This is a genomic window from Pseudomonas sp. NPDC090752 (genome assembly GCF_055584805.1).
Map to the genome: position 1 here is coordinate 46,728 of NZ_JBVJLI010000025.1, position 18,362 is coordinate 65,089.

20 protein-coding genes are annotated in these 18,362 nt (G+C 61.8%); 11 read left to right on the forward strand and 9 right to left on the reverse strand.

Translation table 11 applies throughout. The features are described 5' to 3' along the window. The first annotated feature begins 30 nt into the window (after window positions 1-30). Both ACZ6YA_RS24155 and ACZ6YA_RS24160 read left to right on the forward strand, forming a co-directional pair. Complete coding sequence (locus tag ACZ6YA_RS24155; protein WP_465900081.1) at window positions 31-1,263, forward strand: YcaO-like family protein; 1,233 nt, start codon at window positions 31-33, stop codon at window positions 1,261-1,263. Continuing rightward, entirely contained in the window at window positions 1,256-2,131 is an 876-nt protein-coding gene (locus ACZ6YA_RS24160) for a class I SAM-dependent methyltransferase (RefSeq protein WP_465900083.1), read from the forward strand. The genes ACZ6YA_RS24155 and ACZ6YA_RS24160 overlap by 8 nt, the downstream gene beginning before the upstream one ends. Window positions 2,132-2,134: 3 nt before the next feature. Here the strand turns inward: ACZ6YA_RS24160 and ACZ6YA_RS24165 are convergent, their stop codons facing one another. Then, window positions 2,135-3,196 carry an AI-2E family transporter gene (locus ACZ6YA_RS24165; RefSeq protein ID WP_465900084.1) on the reverse strand — a complete coding sequence of 354 codons (1,062 nt, stop codon included), beginning with the start codon at window positions 3,194-3,196 and terminating at the stop codon, window positions 2,135-2,137. Window positions 3,197-3,326: 130 nt separating this feature from the next. Between ACZ6YA_RS24165 and trhP the strand changes: the two genes are divergently transcribed. The 5 genes from trhP (at window position 3,327) to ACZ6YA_RS24190 (ending at window position 8,752) form a co-directional block, all read left to right on the forward strand. Next, window positions 3,327-4,655: a prephenate-dependent tRNA uridine(34) hydroxylase TrhP gene (gene trhP, locus ACZ6YA_RS24170; protein ID WP_465900085.1), complete on the forward strand. Its 1,329-nt coding sequence runs from the start codon at window positions 3,327-3,329 to the stop codon at window positions 4,653-4,655. Between the two features lie 81 nt (window positions 4,656-4,736). After that, window positions 4,737-6,449: a copper resistance system multicopper oxidase gene (locus tag ACZ6YA_RS24175; RefSeq protein WP_465900113.1), complete on the forward strand. Its 1,713-nt coding sequence runs from the start codon at window positions 4,737-4,739 to the stop codon at window positions 6,447-6,449. Continuing rightward, a complete protein-coding gene (locus ACZ6YA_RS24180; protein WP_465900087.1) occupies window positions 6,442-7,185 on the forward strand; it encodes a copper resistance protein B in 744 nt (247 codons plus the stop codon). The genes ACZ6YA_RS24175 and ACZ6YA_RS24180 overlap by 8 nt, the downstream gene beginning before the upstream one ends. Before the next feature lie 15 nt (window positions 7,186-7,200). Next, entirely contained in the window at window positions 7,201-7,629 is a 429-nt protein-coding gene (locus tag ACZ6YA_RS24185) for a DUF411 domain-containing protein (RefSeq protein ID WP_465900089.1), read from the forward strand. Between the two features lie 124 nt (window positions 7,630-7,753). Then, complete coding sequence (locus ACZ6YA_RS24190) at window positions 7,754-8,752, forward strand: alpha/beta fold hydrolase (RefSeq protein WP_465900090.1); 999 nt, start codon at window positions 7,754-7,756, stop codon at window positions 8,750-8,752. Between the two features lie 107 nt (window positions 8,753-8,859). Here the strand turns inward: ACZ6YA_RS24190 and ACZ6YA_RS24195 are convergent, their stop codons facing one another. The 6 genes from ACZ6YA_RS24195 to ACZ6YA_RS24220 form a co-directional block, all read right to left on the reverse strand. Next, window positions 8,860-9,441, reverse strand: coding sequence for a DinB family protein (locus ACZ6YA_RS24195; RefSeq protein ID WP_465900092.1), 582 nt, complete (start codon window positions 9,439-9,441; stop codon window positions 8,860-8,862). A 12-nt stretch (window positions 9,442-9,453) separates the two neighbouring features. Beyond that, window positions 9,454-10,560 carry a cell division protein ZapE gene (gene zapE / locus ACZ6YA_RS24200; protein WP_465900093.1) on the reverse strand — a complete coding sequence of 369 codons (1,107 nt, stop codon included), beginning with the start codon at window positions 10,558-10,560 and terminating at the stop codon, window positions 9,454-9,456. 40 nt (window positions 10,561-10,600) lie between these two features. Then, window positions 10,601-11,749, reverse strand: a complete 1,149-nt coding sequence (locus ACZ6YA_RS24205; protein ID WP_465900094.1) for a PQQ-dependent sugar dehydrogenase — start codon at window positions 11,747-11,749, stop codon at window positions 10,601-10,603. A 22-nt stretch (window positions 11,750-11,771) separates the two neighbouring features. Next, a complete protein-coding gene (locus ACZ6YA_RS24210) occupies window positions 11,772-12,089 on the reverse strand; it encodes a hypothetical protein (RefSeq protein ID WP_465900096.1) in 318 nt (105 codons plus the stop codon). Between the two features lie 134 nt (window positions 12,090-12,223). Continuing rightward, window positions 12,224-13,189, reverse strand: coding sequence for an agmatinase (gene speB, locus ACZ6YA_RS24215; RefSeq protein WP_465900098.1), 966 nt, complete (start codon window positions 13,187-13,189; stop codon window positions 12,224-12,226). A 25-nt stretch (window positions 13,190-13,214) separates the two neighbouring features. Continuing rightward, on the reverse strand, window positions 13,215-14,294 hold the full coding sequence (locus ACZ6YA_RS24220; RefSeq protein WP_465900100.1) for a polyamine ABC transporter substrate-binding protein: 1,080 nt from the start codon (window positions 14,292-14,294) through the stop codon (window positions 13,215-13,217). Between the two features lie 102 nt (window positions 14,295-14,396). Between ACZ6YA_RS24220 and ACZ6YA_RS24225 the strand changes: the two genes are divergently transcribed. Then, window positions 14,397-15,287 carry a LysR family transcriptional regulator gene (locus ACZ6YA_RS24225; protein WP_465900102.1) on the forward strand — a complete coding sequence of 297 codons (891 nt, stop codon included), beginning with the start codon at window positions 14,397-14,399 and terminating at the stop codon, window positions 15,285-15,287. 85 nt (window positions 15,288-15,372) lie between these two features. After that, a complete protein-coding gene (locus tag ACZ6YA_RS24230; RefSeq protein WP_465900104.1) occupies window positions 15,373-15,861 on the forward strand; it encodes an LEA/WHy family protein in 489 nt (162 codons plus the stop codon). A 15-nt stretch (window positions 15,862-15,876) separates the two neighbouring features. Here the strand turns inward: ACZ6YA_RS24230 and ACZ6YA_RS24235 are convergent, their stop codons facing one another. Beyond that, the gene (locus tag ACZ6YA_RS24235) at window positions 15,877-16,140 is read right to left on the reverse strand and encodes a hypothetical protein (RefSeq protein ID WP_465900106.1); all 264 of its coding nucleotides are present in this window, start codon (window positions 16,138-16,140) and stop codon (window positions 15,877-15,879) included. Window positions 16,141-16,266: 126 nt separating this feature from the next. On the opposite strand from ACZ6YA_RS24235, the gene ACZ6YA_RS24240 reads away from it, so the two are divergent. Continuing rightward, a complete protein-coding gene (locus tag ACZ6YA_RS24240) occupies window positions 16,267-16,587 on the forward strand; it encodes an ElaB/YgaM/YqjD family protein (RefSeq protein ID WP_465900108.1) in 321 nt (106 codons plus the stop codon). 33 nt (window positions 16,588-16,620) lie between these two features. Here the strand turns inward: ACZ6YA_RS24240 and ACZ6YA_RS24245 are convergent, their stop codons facing one another. Further along, on the reverse strand, window positions 16,621-17,238 hold the full coding sequence (locus ACZ6YA_RS24245; protein WP_465900109.1) for a MiaE family protein: 618 nt from the start codon (window positions 17,236-17,238) through the stop codon (window positions 16,621-16,623). A 154-nt stretch (window positions 17,239-17,392) separates the two neighbouring features. Here ACZ6YA_RS24245 and ACZ6YA_RS24250 point away from each other — a divergent pair, with 154 nt between their 5' ends. Then, complete coding sequence (locus ACZ6YA_RS24250) at window positions 17,393-18,265, forward strand: universal stress protein (protein ID WP_465900111.1); 873 nt, start codon at window positions 17,393-17,395, stop codon at window positions 18,263-18,265. Window positions 18,266-18,362: the final 97 nt, after the last annotated feature.

Genomic DNA, 18,362 nt, shown 5'->3' on the forward strand with positions numbered 1-18,362 from the left:
TCACCTTGCCCGTTCAACAAGGAATACGACATGTTGGAACCCGAACGCGAACTGTCTCTGGCCGACGCCAGGCAACGCATCGAAACGCAACTTGAAGCGCTGTCATTGCAGGTGCAGAGTAGCTGGTCAGGTGACACTTTAGGCGTGGCTCGCGTATGGCTCGATGGGCCCAGTGGCCAAACCAGCCAGGGTTGCGGCAAAGGTTACCAGCCACAGGCGCAGGTTGGGGCACTCTATGAAGCACTCGAGCATTATCTTGATAACCATACCGAACGCCGCCCAGTACTGCGTTCAGCCAGCACACTCCGGCAATCCCCACTCCTTAGATGCGATTTGCTTTACCCCTGGCTGCTCGAGCACCCGGACGCCCAACATACTTGCCAAGCCTATCAGGACTACAGCGGCCAATGGCTCTTTGACTACCCCATTCATCTCACGGCCCCCGACTTCAGACATCCGTCGGCATCTGAGGCAACCATCAGCCAGAGCGGCCTTAGGCGTTACTGCAACAATGACGGCTCGGCGATTGGCGCCGCTCGCGACGAAGCAATCCTGCATGCGCTCAATCAGCGTATAGAACGTGATGCCCTCTCACTATTTCTGCTTCGTCATTATTTCTATCAATGCTCCTCCCCAGTGCATTGGCTCGACAAGCCCTCAGAGACGACGCCGCTGGGAACATTCTGGCGGCGGGCAGAGCAATATTTGCAGGCACCCATAGAAGTACTGGATATCAGCACCGAATTCGCCAGCCGCACCTTCCTGGCGCTACGCATGGACGATCTGAGCAAACCCCATGGCGCGCTCTTTGGTACCGGTGCTTCACTCGATCCATGGCACGCAGTACAGCGAGCGGTCGGTGAACTGGTACAGCTGCAGATCAATGGTCGGGAACCCGAACTCATTGCCCAACAACAATTGGCAGAGTGCCACTTGCGCCCGTTCCCCCGACTTTATCGCTGCTTGCAACTGAGCCTGCTGCCCCTCATTGCCGCGCAACGGTCTGAGTGCATGCTACCCCCTATGACCACCCAGCCCAGCGTGAGCGATCAAGTTCAGCGTCTGATTGCCGACCTGAACTGCAAAGGCCGCATGGTTGGCATATGCGATATATTCGGCGGAAGCAACAGGCCCTGCCTGGTGAACGTCGTCATACCCGGCCTGGAAGCTTTCCATCTGGTTATCAGTGGCAATGTCGTCTGCCCTGGGACACGTGGAGCCGCAATGGGCACATCGTCCGACCAAGGCGTTGCCCATGCATGAGGCCAGCACCCTTCACCTCTGTGCGGGCCAGCCGTTGCACGAAGTGTTCGTTCTCAAGGTGGATGGTATTTCGTACCTCGGTCGCAGGACGGCAGAGATGCAGGCTCGAACAAACAGCCTGATAACGCCCTCCATGCTGCTAGGTACCTTGCAGTCCTCGCAGTGGGGCGATGCCGAACTGTCGTGCCGCTACATCAACCTCTCACTCGAGCGCAAACAGGCTGTGGTGAGGGGAGCGCTGGCCAGCCCTGGCAATCAGCTCCACTTCCCCTTTCCAGTTCTGGATGAAAAGGGTGCAGAAATGATCTGCCCGCAAGCATTCTGGAATGATACCGAGCAACTGGCCGCCCGCTGGGACGAACAGGAATCGCATTTTCGTCAATTTTCCATCGAGTGCTTGCAACAGCATGGGATCACGAGCGGTTTGATCCACGACCCTGCCTGTTCGACGGGCACGTTCATCAGTACCCTCGCCGATGCCATGCCCAGTGCCCGTTGCATTGGCTCGGATCTGTCGCCACGTATGATCGAGCATGCCCAGCGCAAGAACTCCCGACCCAATCTGGCGTTTCACGTCGCTGATGCCGCCAGCTCGATGACCGCAGGAACACAGTGCAACGTGCTTGTGTTGCGGTTTCTCAACAGCGAAGTCCTGTTACGCGCCCAAGCCATCACGCTGTTCCACTCACTGGTCAAGCGAGTCAAGCCAGGTGGCGTGGTTATCCTGTTCGGCCACACTCCGATACTGATCGATGTCCATATACACGCCCGCAAGGCTGGGTTGCGTGTTGTAGGCTCACTGGGCGGGTTGCCTGGATGCGATCACCTGTTCCAGTTCTACATGCTTGAAGCACCGCTGGTAGCCTGAGGGTCACGGCAATTGCACCTGCGGCTTGGTCGCCGCGAATATCCCCCAACTGGACATGAACAGCGCGGCGATCAGCGGCCCGATCACGAACCCGTTAAGCCCGAATACCGCCAGCCCACCCAGGGTAGACACCAGAATCAGGTAATCGGGCATGCGCGTATCCTTACCCACCAGAATCGGCCGCAACACGTTGTCCACCAAGCCGATCACCAGCACACCAAAGGCGGTCAGGATCGCCCCCTGCAGGATCGCCCCGCTCAACAGGAAATACGCCGCCACCGGCGCCCAGATGATCCCCGCGCCCACTGCCGGCAACAGCGACAGGAAAGCCATCAGCACCGCCCAGACCAGCGCACTGGGAATGTCCAGCACCCAGAAGATGAACCCACCCAGCGCCCCTTGGGTAATGGCCACCAGTACATTGCCTTTGACCGTAGCCCGCACCACCCGGTTGAACTTCAGCTGCAGGCGGCGTTTCTGGTGTTCCGGCAGGGGCACAGCGAGGCGTACACGGCGCGCCACGTCGGCGCCCTCGCGCAGGAAGAAGAACAGCAGGTACAGCATGATGCCGAAGCTCACCAGAAACTCGAAGGTGCCCTGGCCAAAACTGAATGCTTGGCTGGCCAGGACCTGACTGCCTTGCGTTGCCCATTTGGTTATCTTGTCTCGCAACCCATCCAGATTACCCATGCCCATGCTGTCCAGGCTGTGCTGGATGAACGGGGGCAGCATGTCCATGCCGCGCTCGACGTAGCCGGCAATATCCAGCTGCCCGCTCTCGATGCGCTGATAGAGCACAGCACCTTCCTGCACCAGCAGGGCGCTGGTGATGATCACCGGCATGATGGCCACCAACAGGCACACCAGCAACGTCGTGCCGGCAGCCAGATTGCGCCGCCGGCCAAAGCGTATGAGCAAGTTGCGTTGCAGCGGCGCGAACAGGATGCCAAGAATCACCGCCCAGAAGATAGCGCCGTAGTACGGCAGCAGGATCCAGCCGAAGGCTATGGTCACCAGCGCCAGCAATACTGCCAGGGCTTTGTTCTGTAGAGCGGTCTGGTTCATGGAGCGTCCTCAAGTGTCCTGAACATTAGTGCACGGCGTATTCGCAAAAGTGCCGTCGCACCCTTGATTCAAATCAACATGGCTCCGGCGGGCAGGCCTTAGCATCCGCGCTTTTTGCCCCGGTGCGCACATGAAGACCTCCGCCAAGCCCGAACTGCTGGCCCCCGCCGGCTCGCTGAAAACCCTGCGCTACGCGTTCGCCTATGGGGCTGATGCGGTCTATGCCGGGCAACCGCGCTACAGCTTGCGGGTGCGTAACAACGAATTCGATCACGCTAACTTGGCAGTGGGTATCGAAGAGGCACACCGGCTGGGCAAGCGGTTCTATGTGGTAGTCAACATCGCCCCGCACAACGCCAAGCTGAAAACCTTCCTCAAGGACTTGGCACCCGTCATCGAGATGGGCCCCGATGCACTGATCATGTCGGACCCCGGCCTGATCATGCTGGTGCGCAAGCGCTTCCCGCAGATGCCGGTGCACTTGTCGGTACAGGCCAACACGGTCAACTGGGCCAGCGTGCGGTTCTGGCAACAGATGGGCCTGAGCCGGGTGATCTTGTCACGGGAGCTTTCGCTGGAAGAGATCGAGGAAATCCGCCAGCAAGTACCGGACATGGAACTGGAGGTGTTTGTCCATGGCGCGCTATGCATGGCCTACTCCGGCCGCTGCCTGTTGTCGGGCTACCTCAACAAGCGCGATGCCAACCAGGGCACGTGCACTAACGCCTGCCGCTGGAAGTACGACGCCACAGCGGCCACCGAGAACGCCACGGGCGACATCGTGCGCGAGGTCGAGCCGACCTTGGGCCGTGGCGCACCGACTGAGCAGGTGTTCCTGTTGCAGGAAAGCAACCGTCCTGGCAGCGAAATGCCCGCGTTCGAGGATGAACACGGCACCTACATCATGAATGCCAAGGACCTGCGCGCCATCCAGCACGTCGAACGGCTTGCGGTGATTGGCGTGCACTCGCTGAAGATCGAGGGCCGCACCAAGTCGCACTTCTACTGCGCCCGCGCAGTGCAGTCTTACCGCAAGGCGATCGACGACGCCGCCGCCGGGCGGCCGTTCGACATGGCCTTGATGGACAACCTGGAATCGCTGGCACAACGCGGATATACCGAAGGGTTTCTGCGCCGCCATGTGCATGACGAATACCAAAATTACCTACGGGGCAATTCGTTGTCCGAACGCCAGCAGTTCGTCGGCGAGCTGACGGGTGTGCGGGTCGACGGACTGGCCGAGGTCAAGGTAAAGAACCGCTTCGCCATCGGAGACCACCTGGAACTGATGACCCCGCGCGGCAACTACCACTTCGACCTGCACCGCCTGTGCGATCGTCAGCAGCTGGCCATCGAGGTCGCACCTGGAGACGGCCATGTAGTGTATCTGCCGATCCCTGAACAGGTTGCCCTGGACTACGGCCTGCTGATGCGCGACCTGAGCGAACAGGATGGCTGACAACGCTGTAATGTCTGCCTCAGCTGGCTGACAGCCGCACCAGGCGAAGATCGTGGCTCTTCCGCAAGAGGCCACGCCATGTTGCGCAACCCCACCCGCCGTACCTTTGTCAAAGGCCTGGGCGCCGCCACCACATTAGTGGGCCTCGGCCTGTGGCGCCCGCTTGCCCAGGCTGCCGACGGCCGAGAACTGGCCGGCCAGCATTTCGAGCTGTTCATCGGCCGGACACCGGTGAACATAACCGGCCGCCCACGCACTGCGCTGACCATCAACGACAGCCTGCCCGGGCCGCTGCTGCGCTGGCGCGAAGGCGATACGGTGACGCTGCGCGTGCGCAACCGACTCGACCAGGACTCCTCGATTCACTGGCACGGCATCATCCTGCCCGCCAATATGGACGGCGTACCTGGCCTGAGTTTCGCAGGCATCGCTCCGGGTGGCGATTACCTTTACCACTTCACCGTGCGCCAGAGCGGCACCTACTGGTACCACAGCCATTCCGGTCTACAGGAGCAGGCCGGGGTGTACGGGGCCATCGTCATCGAGCCGCGCGAGCCCGAAACGCACCGCTACCAGCGCGATCATGTGCTGCTGTTCAGCGACTGGTCGGATCAGCCGCCCGAAGCCCTGCTGGCAACGCTGAAAAAGCAGTCGGATGCCTTCAACTACCACAAACGAACGGTCGGCGATTTCATCGACGACGTCGCGCAAAAGGGCTGGAGCAACACCGTCGACGAACGCATGGCCTGGGCTCGCATGCGCATGAGCCCCACCGACCTCGCCGACATCAGCGCTGCCACCTATACCTACCTGCTCAACGGCCAGCCCCCGGACGGCAACTTCACGTGCCTGTTCCAGCCAGGCGAGACCGTGCGCCTGCGGCTGATCAACGCCTCGGCGATGACCTACTTCGATTTCCGCATTCCCGGCTTGCAGCTCACGGTGATCGCCGCCGACGGCCTGCCGGTGACGCCGGTGACCGTGGACGAACTGCGCATCGCCGTGGCCGAAACCTACGACGTACTGGTAACCGTCGGTGACCTACCCGCCTACACCTTGTATGCCCAGAGCATGGACCGCAGCGGCTATGCCCGCGGCACCCTGGCCCGCGCCAGCGGTCTGCAGGCCCCCGTGCCGCAACTCGACCCACGGCCCGTGCTGAACATGGACGATATGGGCCACGGCACGATGGCCGGCATGAATCACAGCAATATGGCAGGCATGGATCACGGCAACATGGCGGGCATGGACCATTCGGCGATGTCGGCCATGCAGCAGCATCCGGCCAGCGAAACCGGCAACCCGCTGGTCGACATGCAGACCATGACCCCCCGGCCCAACTTGGCCGACCCCGGCATCGGTCTGCGCGACAACGGCCGTCGGGTGCTGGCCTATGCCGACCTGCGCAGCCCCTACCCCGACCCGGACGGTCGCGAACCCTCGCGGGAGATCGAACTGCACCTGACCGGGCACATGGAACGCTTCGCCTGGTCGTTCGACGGGGTCAAGTCCAGTGACGCCGAACCGCTGCGACTGACTTACGGCGAGCGCGTGCGCATCACCTTGGTCAACGACACCATGATGACCCACCCCATTCACCTGCACGGCATGTGGAGCGACCTGGAAGACGAACATGGGCGCTTCATGGTGCGCAAGCACACCGTCGACATCCCGCCTGGAAGCCGCCGCAGTTATCGGGTCAGCGCCGACGCCCATGGCCGCTGGGCCTACCACTGCCATTTGCTGTATCACATGGAGACCGGCATGTTCCGCGAGGTACGGGTCGATGAATGAGCTCAATAACCGCTGCATCGTGGCCGGCGTCGCCGTGCTGACGCTGCTTGCCAGCGAGCGAGCAATGGCCGTCTCTGCGCCCCTGACCGATCACCAGGTGCATGATCGCGCCGTCAACTGGGCAGTGACCGTCGATCAGCTGGAATACCAGCATTTCGATAGCAGCGGCGTACTGAACTGGAACGCCACCGCCTGGGTGGGCGGCGATATCGACCGCCTCTGGCTGCGCAGCGAGGGCGAGCGGGAGCAGGGTAAAACGCACAATGCCGAACTGCAGGCATTGTGGGGGCATGCGATCAGCCCCTGGTGGGAGGTGGTCGGCGGTCTACGCCAGGACTTCAAGCCCGCCAGCGGCCAAACCTGGGCCGCGTTCGGCATCCAGGGCACGCCACTGTATGGCCTGGAGCTGGAAGCTACGGCCTATGCGGGCGAGCGGCAACAGACCGCGCTGCGCCTGGAAGCTGCCTACGCTATGCTGCTGACCAATCGCTGGATCCTTGAGCCAACCTTGGAAGTGAATTTCTTCGGCCGCAACGACGCCGGTCGCGAGCAAGGCGCGGGGCTGGCCGACAGCGAGCTCGGCCTGCGCCTGCGCTACGAAATCACCCGAGGTTTGGCGCCGTATATCGGAGTAAGCTTCAACCGCCTGCACGGCAAACGTGCCGATCAGGCCCGCGAGGACGATGAAGACCTCGGCCAGACCCGCCTGGTGGCAGGCGTGCGTCTGCGATTCTAAAGGAGTGGCTTGACCATGATGCACAAACACCTGATCGCTTTCGGCCTGCTGGCCATCTCCGGCCTGGCCCAGGCCGCCGAGATCATCGATGTCTACCGCGACCCCAACTGTGGATGCTGCAAGGCCTGGATCAGCCACCTGCGCGACAACGGCTTCACCGTCAACGACCATGTCGAGCCCAACATGAGCGCCGTCAAGCAGCGCCTGGGGGTAGCGCCACGTCTGGCGTCGTGCCACACCGGGGTAATCGACGGCAAGTTCGTCGAAGGCCATGTGCCGGCCGAGCAGGTACGTCTGCTGTCCCAGCGAAACGATCTTAAAGGGCTGGCCGTACCGGGTATGCCGATGGGCTCGCCGGGCATGGAAATGGGCGACCACAAGGACGCCTACCAGGTTATCGGGGTGACCCAGGATGGCCAGGACACCGTGGTCGCCAACTACTGATGCTCGGTTTTTGGGGGCCCACGCGCACCGCTGGTTTCATGCCTGGTAACACCTTTAACGTTTAAGGTGCGTCTGCGGCTGCTAAAGTCGCCAATTCCTACATGGTCCTACACGGAGTGCCCCCATGCTGCGCGCAACCGCCCTGGCCTTGGCCTGCCTCGTCGGCGCCCCGGCCATCGCCGCCGAATCGCCCACCTACGGTAAACAGCTCGAAGGCTTCAGCTACCCTCACCCCCTCAAGCATTTCGACTTCCAGTCCCAGGGCCAACGCCTGCAGATGGGCTACATGGACGTGCCTGCCAAAGGCAAGGCCAATGGCCGCAGCGTGGTGCTGATGCACGGCAAGAACTTCTGCGCCGCTACCTGGGAAACCACGATCGAAGCACTGAGCCAGGCGGGCTACCGGGTCATCGCACCTGACCAGATCGGCTTCTGCACGTCGAGCAAACCGGACTATTACCAGTACAGCTTCCAGCAGTTGGCCGACAACACCCATGCCCTGCTCGAACAATTGGGCATCAAGCAGGCAATCATCCTCGGCCATTCCACCGGTGGCATGCTCGCCACCCGTTATGCGCTGATGTACCCACAGCAGGTCGAGCGCCTGGCGATGGTCAACCCGATCGGCCTGGAAGACTGGAAAGCCCTGGGCGTGCCCTATCGCACAGTGGACCAGTGGTATGCCCGCGAACTGAAACTCGATGCCGAGGGCGTGCGCGAGTATGAGCGCAAGACCTATTACGCGGGGCGCTGGAAACCCGAGTATGAGCGCTGGGTGCAGATGCTGGTGGGGCTGAACAAGGGCCCGGGGCATGAAGTGGTGGCATGGAACTCGGCGCTGATCTACGACATGATTTTCACCCAGCCGGTGTACCACGAGTTCAAGGACCTGAAGATGCCAACCCTGCTGCTGATCGGCGATCAAGACAGCACGGCCATCGGCAGTGACATCGCCCCGCCGGAGGTCAAGGCGCGGTTGGGGCACTACAAGCAACTCGGCCCACAGGTGGCCAAGCTGATTCCGCAGGGTGAACTGGTGACCTTCGAAGGCATGGGGCATGCGCCGCAGATCGAAGAGCCGCGACGCTTCAACAAGACATTGATCGAGTGGCTTGGAAGGTAGAACCCAGCCCAACCTGTGGGAGCGGCTTTAGCCGCAAAGCGGACAACCCGGTGGATGGCACCGGCTTTGCTGGAGTTCGGGGCTGAAAGCCGCTCCCACAGTATTCCTTAACCCCGCCAGATCTGGCTTTCTGTCCAGCCCAACTCGGCAAAGTCCACCTCGCGCAACTCGGCCTCTTCCTCGCAGAAAAACTCATCAAGCTGCGGTGGCCGCACCGCCGAGTCGCTGAGCATCGCATGGACCTGCCCGCGGTGATGGACCTGATGCTCGAACAGGTGCGCCAGCAAGCGCAGGCGCTGCTCGCGTTGTACTCGGTCGGGCCGCACGATGCTCACATAGCGCGCCAATTGATCGTCGTGCAGCCCGCTGCAGTAGGCAATCAACCGGCGGTCTGCCTGGGCCTGCTGGGCATGCAGGTCGGTACAGGTGGCAAACGGCTGTTCCGGCTCGAAGAAACGCTCGCCATCAGGCTCAGGCGCCTCGCCGCGCTGCTCGCACTCGAGCATGTGCAGGTAGAACCAGTCCACCGTCAGCAAATGGTTGAGGGTAGCCTTGATCGACGGAAAGTAACTGCAACGGGGGGCGACAAATTCATCCTGGGTCAGTTGCAGGCAGGCCTTGTACAGGCGGTGATTGGCCCAGCCATTGTTGTAGGCCTGGGTCAGCAGATGGTGCGACAGCGGCTCCATGGGTCGGCTCCTTCAGGCGAAGCGTTGCAATTGCATCTCCCGTAGCCGGCTCAGGGTCCGCTGGTACGGGAACACCAGATACCCATGAGTGTAGAGCGCTTCCAGCGGTACCTGCGCCTCCAGGTACAACGCCACCCTGCGGTCGTAGCATTCGTCGACCAAGGCAATGAAGCGGCGTACGGCGTCATCCTTGGGCGACAAGGCCGGCAGCTGACGATCACCCGCCTCCACCCGCGCAGCGCCGTCCTCGGTACCGCGAGCGATTCGCCCGGCGCGCTGCTCGCCGCTCAGGGCAGGGATGCCCTCCACCAGGATCGCCGGGAAACGGTCACACAGGGCCATGAAGTCAATGGCCGCCAGGGGCTGTTCACAGAGGTCGGTGAAGCGGGACCAAAGCGCTTGCGGGCTGTGCCGGACCACTTGGATCTGCCGTGACCCAATCGCCAGCGCCGTCGTGCTACCCGGATCATCCGCGCTGAGCTGCTGGAACACCACCGCCAGTGCCCCTGCCTTGCCCCCTTCAGCGACCCAGTAGCGCTGGCGTGCGACGCCGGGGTGAAGACGGTGGTCCTGCTCGCCCGCCACCGGCAACACCTGCATGTGCCGCTCGATGGCACGGATGGCCGGCAAGAAACGCTCGCGATTGAAACCGTCAAGGTACAACTGCTGCGGCGGCTGGTTAGAGGTGGCAACCACCACCACGCCGTGGTCGAACAGCACCTGGAACAGGCGGCCGAGGATTATCGCATCACCGATGTCGCTGACGAACAACTCGTCGAAGCACAGCACGCGGATTTGCGCCGCCAGTTCACGGGCCAGGGCTTGCAGCGGGTCGGCAGTGCCATTGAGCTGGAACAGGCGCTGGTGCACCCAGGCCATGAAATGGTGGAAGTGCTGGCGCCGGGCCGGGATGCTCAGACAGCGGTGGAACAGGTCCATGAGCCAGGTCTTGCCGCGGCCGACCGGGCCCCAAAGGTAGATACCCTGGGCGGCCCGACCGCGCTCAATGGCCTCGAAGCAGGCTTGCAGGGCGCTGACGGCCAGGGCTTGCCCCGGGTCGGGAACGTAGCCGTGATCAGCAAGGGCCTGGTGGTAGAGGGAACTGGGATCGAGCGCCATGCAGCATTATGTGCAAGGTCTCGATCGTCGGCAACCCGCTTCAGCCCTCGCTCAGGCCCACTTTCAGCAAGGCCCCGTCCTTGTCATCGGTCAGCACATACAGGTAGCCATCCGGCCCGACCCGCACATCGCGGATACGCGCCTTCAAGTCACCCAGCAAACGCTCCTCGTGGACGATCTTGTCGCCATCGAGTTGCAGGCGGATCAACTCCTGGGTCGCCAGCGCGCCAATGAACAGGTTGTGATCCCAGGCCTTGAAGGTCGGGCTGTCATAGAAGGCCATGCCGCTGATGCCGGGCGATTTTTCCCAGACATGGTGAGGATCTACCATGCCGCCGACATGCTTGCCCTTGGCCTCGGGGATGGGTAGCAGCGAGTAGTTGATCCCGTGCGTGGCGGTCGGCCAACCGTAGTTCTTACCCGCCTGCGGGATGTTGATCTCGTCACCGCCGCGCGGGCCGTGCTCGTGGGTCCAGAGCTTGCCGGTCCAAGGGTTGAGCGCCGCGCCCTGCTGATTGCGGTGGCCGAACGACCAGATTTCGGGGCGCACATTGTTCTTGCCGACGAAGGGGTTGTCCTTGGGCACTTCGCCGTCGGGCAGGATACGCACGATCTTGCCCTGGAGTTTGTCCAGGTCCTGCGCGGTCGGGCGCTGGTTGTTCTCGCCCAGGGCGATGAACAGGTAGCCGTTACGGTCGAACACCAGCCGCGAGCCGAAGTGGTTGCCGACCGAAAGCTTGGGCTGCTGGCGGAAGATCACATTGAAGTTCTCAAGCCGGGCGCGGTCCTCGGATAGCTGCCCGCGCCCCACTGCGGTACCCGCTTTACCATCGCTGCCCTCTTCGGCATACGACAAGTAAAGGGTGCGATCCTTGGAGAACTCCGGCGAAAGCACCACATCGAGCAGCCCGCCTTGGCCTTCTGCCCAGACCTTGGGTACACCGCTGATGGCCGGGCCAACCTTGCCTTCGGCGTTGACTATGCGCAGGTTGCCGGGACGTTCAGTGACCAGCATGTCCTTGCCGCCCGGCAGGAACGCCAATGCCCACGGGTTGCGCAGGCCGTCAGCCACGGTGCTGACGGTGATCTGCCCTTCTTCGCTTGAGAACTGCTGCTCGGCTGCGGCGTGCGCGAAAAGCGGCAGCAGTGCGGCGGCGGTAAGCGTGGTCAGCCAGGTAGCTCGGATCATTCAGAATTCCTTTCAAAGGGGCTCAAGGCACGCGCTGGGAGTCACGCGGTGGGCGGGTGGGTTCCAGATTGGGCGTCTGTTGCTGGCGGCGCAGGTTGTCGCCATTGCCGATGCCACGGTTGTCCAGGGAAGGTGTGCGCTGAATTGGCGCGGTCGAAGGGCCGCGCACCGGCGGCGCAGCTTGCATGCTGCCTTGGCGGCTATTGGGGTTGGCGCGCTGGATCGGGCTGTTGTAGGGGTTGTTGTTGCTGGCGGCGACCTGCAGGGGCTGCACAGGCGCCGCCTGTGCCGAAAAACTCAGCAACAGGCCGATGGCCAGGGTTGGCAATGTCAGGTTCATGCTTCACCTCATGTACGAAAAGGCGCGCCTCATGCGTTGGATAGCCTAAGGCGCGAGGGGTTCGCGGCAAAAGTGTGAATGCGATTCGTGATGTTTCAGTATGAACCTGTTGGGGGCCTGCGAGGCCCCATTGATCAACGGGCGCTATCGACCTTGTGCCGCGCCGCATATAGGCAAAGCATCTCCATAGCCAGCGTTGCGCCCGCCAACGCAGTGATGTCGGCATGATCATAGGCCGGCGCCACCTCTACCAGGTCCATACCCACCAGGTTGATCCCGCGCAGGCCACCGAGGATCTCCAGCGCCTGCACCGTGGTCAGCCCGCCGCAAACCGGAGTGCCGGTGCCTGGTGCGTAGGCCGGGTCGAGGCAATCGATGTCGAAGGTCAGGTACACCGGCCGCTCGCCAACTCGCTGGCGGATCGCCGCGATCACCGCTTCAGTACCCTGGCGATGCACTTGCCGGGCATCGAGGATGGCGAAACCCTGGCTGTCGTCATTGGTGGTGCGTAAACCGATCTGCACCGAGCACGACGGGTCCACCAGGCCCTCGCGCGCGGCGTGCCAGAACATGGTGCCGTGGTCGATACGTTTGCCCTCCTCGTCCGGCCAGGTGTCGCTGTGCGCATCGAAGTGAATCAGCGCTAGCGGGCCATGGCGCCGAGCGTGAGCCTTGAGCAATGGGTAGCTGATGAAATGATCGCCGCCCAGGGTAAGCATGGCGCAGCCCGCTTCAAGAATGTGCTCGGCGTGGGCTTCGATGCTGTCCGGGACCGACTGCGGCGTACCGCTATCGAACGCGCAATCGCCGTAATCGATGACCGCCAGATGGTCGAAGGGGTCGAATGCCCATGGCCAGTGGCGCGCCCAGGCCTGCTGCACCGAGGCAGCGCGGATCGCTCGCGGCCCGAAGCGCGCGCCCGGGCGGTTGCTGGTGGCGGTGTCGAATGGCACGCCGCTGACCACCACGTCCACCCCGCGCAGGTCACGGCTATAGCGGCGGCGGGAGAAACTGGTAATACCGGCGTAGGTACTTTCCGCTGCGGTGCCATACAGGCTGTCGCGGGTGATGGCCTGGTCGTTGTTCTGGGCTTGCTCCACGGTCGGGCTCCTTTTTTGTTGTGAGTTACTGGCGCGTGCGGAATGCCGTCCACAAGCGGTTGCGCTGGCGCAGGTCGGACAACGCCATGCTGCGGTCGGCAAACAGCCGGCCGCGCACAGCAGCGGGCGGGTAGATATCCGGGTTATTGCGCACGGCCTCGTCGACCAGGGGCGTCGCGGCCTGATTGGCGTTGGCGAAAAACAGCGTGTTGGTCAGCGCGGCGACCGATTCCGGTTTCAGCATGAAGGCGATGAAGGCCCGGGCCGCTTCCGGGTGCGGGGCATCCTTGGGGATGACCAGGTTGTCCTGCCAGACCAACGTTCCTTCACGGGGAATGCGGTAGATCAGTTCAAACGGTTTGCCCGCACGGCGCGCCTGATCGGCAGCCATGGCGGCGTCGCCGTTGTAGGTCAGCGCCAGGCAGACGCTGCCATTGGCCAGGTCGCTGATCTGCCGGCCATTGGCGACGTAGCTGATCGACGGTTGCAACTGGTTCAGTAAATGCTGCGCCGCCGCCAGGTCGCCCTTGTCTTGGCTGTAAGGGTCCTTACCCAGGTAATTCAGCGCCACGCCGATCACCTCCTGGGGAGAGTCGGGCATGGCGATACCGCATTCTTTCAATCGGCTGGCGTACTCGGGCTTGAACAGCAGGTCGAGGCTGTCCAGCGGCACATCACCCAGGCGTTGACGCACCGCCTCGACATTCACCCCCAGACCCAACGTTCCCCAGGTGTAGGGCACCGCGTAGCGATTGCCGGGGTCGGCTTCTGCCAGCTTGGCCAGCAGGTCCTTGTCGAGGTTGGCATAACCGGGCATGCCCTGCGCGTCCAGGGGCTGCAGGGCATTGGCCTTGAGCGCCCGCGCCAGCACGGTGGACGACGGCACCACCACGTCATAGCCGCTGCCACCGGTCAACAGCTTGGTTTCCAGCACCTCAGTGGTGTCGAAGGTGTCGTAGCGCACCTTGTAGCCGGTTTCCTTTTCAAAGCGCTGTAAAGTTTCCGGAGCAACGTAATCTGCCCAGCTGTAGAGGTTGACCACCTTTTCTTCAGCGTGCAGGGGCAAAGCCAGGAACAGGGACAGCAGACACAACGATCGACGCATGACGGACACCTCGGCTGATGGGTGGATGCCGCCAGCATGCCAGCCGGGTTACATTGCAAAAATGATAAGTTTGCAAAGCTGACATTCATCAGGAGCAATGTGATGCTTGGACAACTGCACGACCCTGACCTGCATCTGTTGCGGCTGTTCGTCACTGTAGTCGAGGCCGGCGGCTTCAGCGCCGCCCAGGGGGTTTTAGGCCTGAGCCAGCCCACTATCAGCCAGCGCATGGCGCAACTGGAAGGCCGCCTGGGCTATCGCCTGTGCAGCCGAGGCAAGCGTGGGTTTCGCCTGACCGAAAAGGGTGAGCTTCTACTGGACGCCGCGCGGGCTCTGCTGGTGAGCATTGAGCAGTTTCGCCAGCAGGCCAATGGGGTGGGTGGGCGTTTGCTAGGTACGGTACGTGTGGGGATGGCGGAGAATCAGGACCCGGCCGTCAGCTTGCGCCTGGCGTCTGCGATTTCGCGCTTCCGCGAACGTGACGAATCGGTGCAGCTGGAACTGATCAGCGCCCCTCCGGCGGAATTGGAGCGGTTGCTGCTGGAGCAGCGCCTGGATTACGCAATCAGCTACTTCTCCGGTAACCAGGCAGCGTTCGATTACCAGCCATTGTTCGAGGAGCGCCAACGGTTGTACTGCGCCAAGGGGCATCCCTTCTTCGACATGGCGCACGTCACACATGAGCAATTGGTCGAGGCAGACCAAGTACGGCATCCCTATCGCTTGCTCAAGAGCGGCGAACCGTTCCAGAGTCGACGCAGCATGGCAGTGGCGGAGCAGATCGAGAGTGTGCTGACGTTCATACTGTCGGGGCGGCATATTGGTTATCTACCGTGCCATTGCGCTGCCAGCTGGGAGCGCCAAGGCGTAGTGCAGGCATTGGATGCTGCACTGGATTTCGTCGTGCCTTTTACAGTGGCCAGGCATCGGGCACAGGCGCCGGGGGAGGCGCAACAAGCGTTCGCGGAGGATTTGCAGGCTGCGTTCACGTGAATCTCTTTGACATGACCTGGCACTTTCAACGCCGCGGTGCATTTGCCACACTGCAGACCAGACTCTGTTAGCAAGGTCCATCCTGATGACTGCTCGCTTGCTCCGCTGCGCCCCTCTGTTATTGGCCTCGCTGATGGCAGCCGGCCTCAATGCCTGCGCGTTGTTCCAGCCACGTGACCCGCTGAACATCAGCGTCATCGGCATTGAGCCGCTTGCCGGACAGGAGCTGGAGATGCGCATGGCGGTAAAGATGCGGGTGCAGAACCCTAATGAGGCTGCGGTCGACTTCAACGGGGTCGCGCTCAACCTGGAGGTCAACGGCCAGCCGCTGGCCGCTGGCGTCAGCGACCAGCAGGGGCATATTGGCCGCTACGGCGAAGCGGTAGTGGTGGTGCCGGTGAGCATCACGGCGTTCGGCTTCCTGCGCCAGGCCTATGGCCTGAGCAAGCTCGACTCACTGCAGGGGATGCCCTACGTGCTGCGTGGCAAACTGGCCGGCGGGCCGTTTGGAACCGTGCGCTTCACCGATGAGGGCAGGCTCGACCTGCCCAAAGGTGGCAGTCTATATTGGTGACACTGCCTTTCAGGATCAACGGTTGGCGCTGGCGGCGGCCATCATCTTGTTGACCTCACTGCGGACCATTGCAGCATATTCGGGCGGCGAAATACCTTCCAGCTCAGCACGCACCCATTCGGCCCACTTGCCCTTGCGACGCGATTTTTCCGAGATCAGCCGCGCGGCCTCGCCCTTGGCCTTGCCGAGATTGTTCTGCCACATCTCGAAGAGTCGGGCCTTTTCCGCCTCGATCTGCGCCCGTTCCTCGTAGCTTCTGTTGGCCAGATTGAAACTCATGAAGGTACCTGCCTGTTGAAAATGGCCGCTATCTTACACCGAGGCGCTGCTTGATCGGAAAGCCAGCGCAACTTTCCCGGCGCGCCGGCATCCATTGCTTACCCCCCCATCGACGAGGACGAGTTCATGGCCCGAAAAACTGCCATTGCAGCCAACAGCGAGCAGATCAAGGATCAGGTGTTCAGTGAGCTGCAGGCATTGATCGAAGAATCGGAAAAGCTGCTCAACGACAGCGCCTCCTTAGTCGGCGAGGAAGCCGATACTTTGCGCGCGCAGGTCAGCCTGAAATTGCGCCAAGCGGTCGAGGCTGCCGGCCAGGTGCGTGCCAAGGCACAGCCGGTTGTCGAGGCTACCCACGACTATATTGGCGGGCATCCATGGCAGACGGTTGCAGTCTCGGCAGGCTTTGGCCTGGTGATCGGCCTGCTGCTGGGGCGCCGCTACTAAACCATTGTGTCGTACGCGGCCGCCTGCTGCTGATCAGGCGGCCTGCGCCATCGGAATTCCGCTGTGGAAGCGAAGCTCCTGGTCTGGAGACTGAATCAACTCAGCTTCAGCTTCGCGTACCAGCAGCACACGCTTGGCAATGTCCGCCTCATCCCCATAGTGGTGAGCCAACTTCAGATAGCCTTGGTAATGGCGCGCCTCGCTTTTAAGGAGGCCGTGGTAGAACCTGCCGAGTTCTTCATCCAGGTGCGGTGCCAAGGCTGCGAAACGTTCGCAGCTACGGGCCTCAATGAATGCACCTACCACCAGCGTGTCCACCAGCTTCACCGGCTCATGGGCACGCACCAAGCGACGCAAACCAGACGCATAGCGCCCCGCTGACACCGGCCGCAACGGTACACCTCGGCGTTTCATCAGGCGCAGTACCTGCTCGTGATGCACCAGTTCTTCGCGGGCCAGGCGCGACATCATGTTGATCAAGTCCAGATGGGTACTGTACTTGGCAATCAGGCTCAATGCCGTGCTGGCCGCCTTGAACTCGCAGTTCTTGTGGTCGATCAGCAGCGTTTCCTGGTCGGCGAGCGCGGCTTCGATCCAGGCGTCTGGCGTAGGACAGCCAAGGAAGGCATCGATTTCGGGGATCAGGGACATAAACGTGTAACCACACAGGACAGACAGGACCGGCGATTATACCGGCGGCGACTGCAAGCGCCAGTGGCTATGCTTGATGTACATCAAGCGGCGACACGAGGGGCGCCGACTATAGTCAGGCATTGGCCGCCACCTTTGAACGGAGTTCACGCCCATGCAAGCTGTCCGCAGCATTCTTGTCGTTCTCGACCCTGAACATGCCCATAGCCGCGCATTGACCCGCGCGAAGCTGATTGCGGGTGTGACCAAAGCCCGTTTACATCTGCTTATGTGCGACAAGAAACACGACCATAGCGCCTTGCTCAGTCTCTTAAGCAGCCAGTTGCATGATGATGGGTATGACAATGTCACCCATGAGCAGGCCTGGCATGACACTTTGCATGAATCGATCGTTGCTGTGCAGCAGGCGGAAGGCTGCGAGCTGGTGATAAAAGAGCACCGTCCGGATAACCCACTGAAGAAAGCCCTGCTCACGCCCAGTGACTGGAAATTGCTGCGCCTGTGCCCTTGCGCTGTGCTGATGGTGAAGAGCGAGCGGCCTTGGACAGGTGGGGTAATTCTTGCGGCTGTCGATGTGGGCAATCAGGATGAAGACCATCGCCGATTGCATGCGAGCATCATTGATCATGGGTTTGCAATTGCCGGCCTGGCCAAGGGCGAGCTGCATGTGATCAGTGCTCATCCCTGCCCTATGCTGGCAGCTTCGGACCCGGTCTACCAGCTCAGCGAGACCATCGAGAAACGCTATCGGGAAGCCTGCAGTGCGTTTCAGGCTGAATACAACATCAGCGAGGATCGCCTGCATGTCGCGGAAGGGCCCGCAGATGTGTTGATCCCGCATACCGAGCAAAAACTTGATGCAGTAGTCACGGTGATAGGCACTGTCGCCCGCACCGGCATTTCCGGAGCCTTGATTGGCAACACCTCGGAAGTTGTACTCGATGCGCTGGAGAGCGATGTATTGGTGCTTAAAAGTGAAGAATCGATCTCACACCTGGCCGAATTGGCCCGAGGTAAGGACCTCTGAAGCTGAAAAGACAAAACCCCTACCTGCTCGCGCAGATAGGGGTTTTGCGAAATGAATCTTGACGATGACCTACTCTCACATGGGGAAACCCCACACT

What these genes read in the sequence shown, in the direction of transcription:
- ACZ6YA_RS24210 (WP_465900096.1), bottom strand. Translation starts at nt 12,089, where the DNA reads ATGAACCTGACATTGCCAACCCTGGCCATCGGCCTGTTGCTGAGTTTT.
- ACZ6YA_RS24225 (WP_465900102.1), top strand. Translation starts at nt 14,397, where the DNA reads ATGCTTGGACAACTGCACGACCCTGACCTGCATCTGTTGCGGCTGTTC.
- ACZ6YA_RS24245 (WP_465900109.1), bottom strand. Translation starts at nt 17,238, where the DNA reads ATGTCCCTGATCCCCGAAATCGATGCCTTCCTTGGCTGTCCTACGCCA.
- ACZ6YA_RS24230 (WP_465900104.1), top strand. Translation starts at nt 15,373, where the DNA reads ATGACTGCTCGCTTGCTCCGCTGCGCCCCTCTGTTATTGGCCTCGCTG.
- ACZ6YA_RS24165 (WP_465900084.1), bottom strand. Translation starts at nt 3,196, where the DNA reads ATGAACCAGACCGCTCTACAGAACAAAGCCCTGGCAGTATTGCTGGCG.
- ACZ6YA_RS24235 (WP_465900106.1), bottom strand. Translation starts at nt 16,140, where the DNA reads ATGAGTTTCAATCTGGCCAACAGAAGCTACGAGGAACGGGCGCAGATC.
- zapE (WP_465900093.1), bottom strand. Translation starts at nt 10,560, where the DNA reads ATGGCGCTCGATCCCAGTTCCCTCTACCACCAGGCCCTTGCTGATCAC.
- ACZ6YA_RS24205 (WP_465900094.1), bottom strand. Translation starts at nt 11,749, where the DNA reads ATGATCCGAGCTACCTGGCTGACCACGCTTACCGCCGCCGCACTGCTG.
- ACZ6YA_RS24220 (WP_465900100.1), bottom strand. Translation starts at nt 14,294, where the DNA reads ATGCGTCGATCGTTGTGTCTGCTGTCCCTGTTCCTGGCTTTGCCCCTG.
- ACZ6YA_RS24240 (WP_465900108.1), top strand. Translation starts at nt 16,267, where the DNA reads ATGGCCCGAAAAACTGCCATTGCAGCCAACAGCGAGCAGATCAAGGAT.
- ACZ6YA_RS24190 (WP_465900090.1), top strand. Translation starts at nt 7,754, where the DNA reads ATGCTGCGCGCAACCGCCCTGGCCTTGGCCTGCCTCGTCGGCGCCCCG.
- ACZ6YA_RS24195 (WP_465900092.1), bottom strand. Translation starts at nt 9,441, where the DNA reads ATGGAGCCGCTGTCGCACCATCTGCTGACCCAGGCCTACAACAATGGC.
- ACZ6YA_RS24160 (WP_465900083.1), top strand. Translation starts at nt 1,256, where the DNA reads ATGCATGAGGCCAGCACCCTTCACCTCTGTGCGGGCCAGCCGTTGCAC.
- trhP (WP_465900085.1), top strand. Translation starts at nt 3,327, where the DNA reads ATGAAGACCTCCGCCAAGCCCGAACTGCTGGCCCCCGCCGGCTCGCTG.
- ACZ6YA_RS24155 (WP_465900081.1), top strand. Translation starts at nt 31, where the DNA reads ATGTTGGAACCCGAACGCGAACTGTCTCTGGCCGACGCCAGGCAACGC.
- ACZ6YA_RS24180 (WP_465900087.1), top strand. Translation starts at nt 6,442, where the DNA reads ATGAATGAGCTCAATAACCGCTGCATCGTGGCCGGCGTCGCCGTGCTG.
- ACZ6YA_RS24185 (WP_465900089.1), top strand. Translation starts at nt 7,201, where the DNA reads ATGATGCACAAACACCTGATCGCTTTCGGCCTGCTGGCCATCTCCGGC.
- ACZ6YA_RS24250 (WP_465900111.1), top strand. Translation starts at nt 17,393, where the DNA reads ATGCAAGCTGTCCGCAGCATTCTTGTCGTTCTCGACCCTGAACATGCC.